The following is a 5,260-nucleotide window of genomic DNA, read 5'->3' as shown; positions in this document are numbered from 1 at the left end:
CGGGTATAACAAACAATTTAAGAGGGATTCCCAACGCTTGGCATTTTGCTTCTACTTCAATTTTAGTGTTTACGGTACAATGCGTTAGGTACGGTGGTAGCGTTGCTCACCCCTTAATTGGGCGTTATGCGTAAAAGAGGAGTTTTAGTTTGGGTGCATGGAGTGAAGACAATTTTGGCAATGATAGTGCCAGTGATTGGATATGGGAGTTGGAGAAATCAAAAGGGGTGAATACTCTAATGTCACCGATACAATCGGTGATAAATGAGAATGAGTACTTGGAAGTAGATATTTGCTCTGAAGCTTTAGCCGCTTCAGAAGTCATTGCAGCGGCGATAACAAACGATCACACTTTGTTGCCAGATGAAGCCCGAAATTGGCTCAATCGTAAGCAAGGTTGGCTAATTGGTCGTAGGCCTCAAGTAACAGCAGAGCATGCGAAGCAAGCACTAAGAGCAGTTCAAAAAATACTTTCAAACTCTGAGCTTCAAGAACTCTGGGAAGAGGGTGGAGTTAATGAAAGCTGGAGATCAATACAAGATAATCTCATTGCCAAGTTAGAAAACGCATAACAAAGCGTTTAAGACAGATTCGCAACGCTCGGCATTTTCGGTTTACTTTGAATTTTGTGTTTACGGCACAATAGTTTAAGTTTGGTGGTCTGCGTTGCTCACTACTTAACGCGGCGTTATGCTCTAGGAGAAAATTTTGCTCGATTTGCTTAAAAAAGTAGTTCTAATTAACCTTTCAGCAGCTCTTGTTGTGATAGCTCTATCCCAGTTTGTGCCATTCTTTGCTACTACTCAATTGGTCGATTTCCTTTTCTTTGTTGTAATCGTCATATGGTTTTTGGCGAAACTAATGTGGGAAGGCGGTATCCACAGTAAGACAACTCGGTTAGACGATCCTAGAACAGATAAAGTTTACAAAATGGTAAAAGGGCATGATTTCGAAAAAGATCAACGCGAGCATTATCGAATGAACTACCAGACAGGTCTGGTTTTCTTCATAGCCGGTCTACCTGCGTTTATTGCTTGTTTAGTCCTCCAATTTCTTTGAGTACGAGCATAACAAGCAATTTAAGAGGGATTCACAACGCTTGGCACTTTTGCTTCTACTTCAAATTTAGTGTTTACGGTACAATGCGTTAGGTTAGGTGGTGGCGTTGTTCACCCCTTAATTGGGCGTTATGAGTATCCGCTAGTTTTCAATATGGAGGTTGTTTTGTTTAAGCTATATTACTACCCAAACAATGCGAGTCTAGCTCCGCATTTTCTACTTCATCATGTTGGCGCTGAATATGAACTCTTACTGGTTGATAAGAAGTCAAATTCGCAAAAATCAGCTGAGTATTTAAAGCTTAATCCAGCTGGTCGTATTCCTACTCTTGTGTATAACGAACAGGCTATTTTTGAGAGCCCAGCAATCTGTATTCATATTTGTGAATTACACCCTGAACAAGGGCTAATTCCGGTTATTGGTGACTCTGCGCGTCCGCTGTTCTTTCAATGGTTAGCTTTTCTAAACAACACGCTTCAAGCTGAGTTAATGGTTCGTTATTATCCGCATCGTCATACAAATGATGAATCAACGATCCCAAATGTCGTAGCGGCTCAAGATGAGCGTATAGCTGAAGCTTTGTTGATCATAAATGATCAGCTAGAGCATAATGATTACCTACTAGGTGACACTCTGTCTGCGTGTGACTACTTCTTGTTCATGTTGGCTGAGTGGTCGTTACCAATTCAGAGATCGCCTTTGACATTCAAACACTTGGCGAGCTATTTGAATCGCCTGTCGGATCATCCAACAGTGAAAGCTGTTTGTGACATTGAAGGTATAGATCTCACACCATTTAAGTGATACTCATAACAAAGCGTTCAAGACGGACTCCCAACGCATGGCGTTTTCGGTTTACTTTGGTTTAAGTGTTTATATCACAATGGTTTAGGTAAGGTGGTTAGCGTTGCTCGCCACTTAACGCGGCGTTATGTTTCTAGTTGCACATTATCTAAAATTCAATAGAATATCGTTCTTTAAATTGTTGATAAGTTAATATGTTAAATCGTTATTTATTTGCAGCGTTGGTTCTTATTGCTCTGTGCGTTCTATCACTAATCGCTTGGCTATCTACTGGCACTGGTTTTTTCGTTGGAAGTCTTGTGCCTGAACTAATGGGTGTTTGTATTGAGTTACTTATTATCCTATTTGTTTTTGATGTATGGCAAAAAGCTGATGAGCAAAAAAAGAAGATAAAAGTTGAGCGCCGACTAAGAGAATTTTTGATCTTTTTCTTAAAACATTCATTTTCTACTTTCCCACCTTCCTGTCAGCCCGGTAGATTCTACGGTAGTGATCATGAACAAAATCAAAAGGCGTTAAGTAACCTAATTGAGCACATAGAGCAGAATGGTTTGGATGAAGCAGTAGTATTATCAGTACAATCATACTGTTTGAAGGAAAGGGAGATTTTCAATAACCTCATCCCTGTATCTTCAGATTTAGAAAATGATCATTTTAAGTCTTGGGTTAGAATTGCATACTTCATGAATGCCATCGTAACTAATAGTGAGAAAACTAGCTACTCAGTTATTAAGATCCTGCAAAACATACAGAGGTTTGACAAAGTTTCTCACGACAAAAACCTCTATGTTGGTGCAGAAAAAGAGTATTAAAGAAATAGAAACATAACAAACAATTCAAGTGGATTCTCAACGCGTGGCAGTTTTACTATGCGTTGAGTAAAGTGTTTTACGGTGCAATGCGGCGGCTTGGTCAGTGCGTTGTTCACCACTTAATTGGGCGTTATGTGGTGGCGTACACCAGTGGTATTTGGACGTACCAAAATTAAGGGTATATTGATCGGATTAACCATAGTGTTATTTTGTTAGTTTCATTATTAACTACGAGGTCTTCATTATGTCAGATGACTGGATTTGGCAGTTGTTGCATGTGTTAAAGCTTTTGTTAGGTACTGGGCCGTTGTTGCTTATACTCATGATATTGATCCCATTTGCATTTCTTCCATCAATTATCGCGTTAAAGAAAAATCATCCTTATAAGATTCCTATCGCCTTGGTAAATGTTTTAGGTGTTTTATTGTGGTGGGCAGGATGGTTAATTGCTTTGATTTGGTGTTTTATTGTCCCAGAAAATAAAGCTGCGAGTATAGCTAACGTTGTAGATGAGCTTGATAAGCTCCACTCTTCGAAAGAGAGATGTACTATTTCTGAGAATGAATTCAAGGTCAAATAGAAGGAACTAATGCCGCTGTAAAGAACCACATAACAAAAAATTTAAGAGTGATTCACAACGCTCGGCGCTCTCATTTCAAGTCAGTTTAGTGATTATGGCACAATGGTTTAGCTAAGGTGTTAGCGTTGTTCACACCTTAATTTGGCGTTATGCAAATGGAGTAAAAATGAGAATTTTTGAAGCCGATAGCTCTATGAAAGACGCTGTTGGTCAATTCTATAAAGAGCAGGGCTATCATAGCGCTTGGTCTAATACTGAAAGAGCATTTATCTGCCTCAACGATGGTGCGATTATCGGCTCAGTGAAAGTTGAGCTTATCAATGGCGTGACGATACTCAGGGGCATGTACATTGCGAGTGAGTTTCAAGGTCAAGGCTTAGGGCTTCAATTTCTTAAGCATATTGAGCCTGTTTTAAATTTGCGTACCGCCTATTGTATGCCACTTGCTCATGTAACAGATTTCTACAAGCATATTGGCTTCAATGAAGTTGAAGAAAGTCAGTATCCGGAGTTTCTACAACAACGTTGTGAGAAGTATCGTGAAATGGGGTATTCGATTACAACGATGCGTCGTGAAAAATTTGCATAACAAAGCATTTAAGAGTGATTCGCAACGCTTGGCAGTTTCGCTTCGCTCAAGTATAGCCAAGCGTCACTCACACCTTAATGCGGCGTTATACCACCAACCGTTCAAGGAAGATATAATGAAACTTACAATTACAACTGAAGGTGTAATTACTACGACAGTATTTCATGAAAGTGAATTTGATGATGAATTTGGAGCTCCAAGTGATCACTATCGCGAGGGTAGTGTTAGTGATAGCTTAACAATGCTCACATTAGTTGATGAAGTGGGATGTTCTTTAGGTTTCTGTTGCTTTCATATTGATTACACAAATGACTATAGAGACCCAAACTTAACGTACGTAGTCTTTGGGATACACTATATCTTTATCCGGGACAGGTATCGTGGTTTGAGATTAACAGTTCCTTTTACTGACTACATCATGAAACAAATCATGTTGAATCCGAACTTTACTCACTATGTTGATGCATCTCTATATCAACTAGTCAGTGCCTCTATAGGCTCTAGAATTACGGATAAATTGGATGAATGTGGCAAAAGTAGACTACCTTAGCAGTTGGTATAACAATCTGTTTAAGAGTGATTCGCAACGCTTGGCATTTTTGCTATGCGTTGCGTTTTGTGTTTAAGGTGGTTTGCGGAAGCTTAGGTATTGCGTTGCTCACACCTTAACAGGGCGTTATATGCAATCGCACAAATATTTATATCGCCACGGTACCGTGTTTTGTATAATGGTTCTTTTTAAACTAACAGGGTCCCTTAGATGGAAGATCTAAAAGAACAAACAAGTGATGTAAGTGAGTCAAAAGCTAAAGGTAGCGGCTTAAATCTAAATCAGGTAAACACATCATTAACGATAGTAATCAAACTCGTAGTAATCGGGGTGTTGCTTGCCTCTTTCTCCGCCGGTAAGTCGGTGTACCAGCAATACGCTCATTATGGTCCAAGTTGTGCGGAGCAAGTATCTGGCTTTCAGTTTTGGATTGATAATGGTAAAAAAGTTAAAGGAAAAATCGTATCGGTTCATCAGTCTCGACTACAAACAGAAAATGGTTCCACTCAGTGCTTTGGTCAGTTCTTGACTGAAAGTGGTGAATATAAAGAGTGGAAAGGTTCAATTAGTGAGCTGATGAATAAGGAAGTTGTTGGTTGGGCAAAAGTAACTAACTAATTTGCATATAACAATCTGTTTAAGAGTGATTCGCAACGCTTGGCATTTTTGCTATGCGTTGCGTTTTGTGTTTAAGGTGGTGTGCGGGAGCTTCGGTATTGCGTTGCTCACACCTTAACAGGGCGTTAGGCTATTCAGAGGATACGATGACAGATTTAAAAAATAATGAGCAATATTTCGACGTTTCTTTTGAGAAGCTTTCCTCACCTGATGAGAAATATAGCGACGTCGAGTTTGAAGATTGCCAA

Annotated in this window: 8 protein-coding genes; all 8 read left to right on the top strand. The window is 39.6% G+C overall.

Features of this window, described 5'->3' with window-relative positions; all coding sequences use genetic code 11:
* The first annotated feature begins 149 nt into the window (after window positions 1-149).
* Complete coding sequence (locus tag EYW48_RS20320) at window positions 150-572, top strand: DUF4259 domain-containing protein (protein WP_080537789.1); 423 nt, start codon at window positions 150-152, stop codon at window positions 570-572.
* Window positions 573-708: 136 nt separating this feature from the next.
* Entirely contained in the window at window positions 709-1,059 is a 351-nt protein-coding gene (locus EYW48_RS20315) for a hypothetical protein (protein ID WP_194570921.1), read from the top strand.
* A gap of 165 nt (window positions 1,060-1,224) precedes the next feature.
* Window positions 1,225-1,863 (top strand): glutathione S-transferase family protein, encoded by a 639-nt coding sequence (locus tag EYW48_RS20310; protein WP_277432955.1) that lies wholly within the window; start codon window positions 1,225-1,227, stop codon window positions 1,861-1,863.
* A 194-nt stretch (window positions 1,864-2,057) separates the two neighbouring features.
* The gene (locus EYW48_RS20305; protein WP_199868329.1) at window positions 2,058-2,675 is read left to right on the top strand and encodes a hypothetical protein; all 618 of its coding nucleotides are present in this window, start codon (window positions 2,058-2,060) and stop codon (window positions 2,673-2,675) included.
* 244 nt (window positions 2,676-2,919) lie between these two features.
* Window positions 2,920-3,255: a superinfection immunity protein gene (locus EYW48_RS20300; RefSeq protein ID WP_274700070.1), complete on the top strand. Its 336-nt coding sequence runs from the start codon at window positions 2,920-2,922 to the stop codon at window positions 3,253-3,255.
* Window positions 3,256-3,421: 166 nt separating this feature from the next.
* Window positions 3,422-3,844: a GNAT family N-acetyltransferase gene (locus EYW48_RS20295; RefSeq protein WP_274676342.1), complete on the top strand. Its 423-nt coding sequence runs from the start codon at window positions 3,422-3,424 to the stop codon at window positions 3,842-3,844.
* A gap of 115 nt (window positions 3,845-3,959) precedes the next feature.
* On the top strand, window positions 3,960-4,394 hold the full coding sequence (locus EYW48_RS20290; RefSeq protein WP_277432954.1) for a hypothetical protein: 435 nt from the start codon (window positions 3,960-3,962) through the stop codon (window positions 4,392-4,394).
* A 210-nt stretch (window positions 4,395-4,604) separates the two neighbouring features.
* A complete protein-coding gene (locus EYW48_RS20280; protein WP_233895065.1) occupies window positions 4,605-5,012 on the top strand; it encodes a hypothetical protein in 408 nt (135 codons plus the stop codon).
* Window positions 5,013-5,260 lie beyond the last annotated feature (248 nt).

It is taken from the genome of Vibrio sp. 1180_3 (genome assembly GCF_029478545.1).
Classification (GTDB): Bacteria; Pseudomonadota; Gammaproteobacteria; order Enterobacterales; family Vibrionaceae; genus Vibrio; species Vibrio aestuarianus.
The sequence above is the reverse complement of the archived record's forward strand: the minus strand, read 5'-3'. Positions and strand labels throughout refer to the sequence as shown.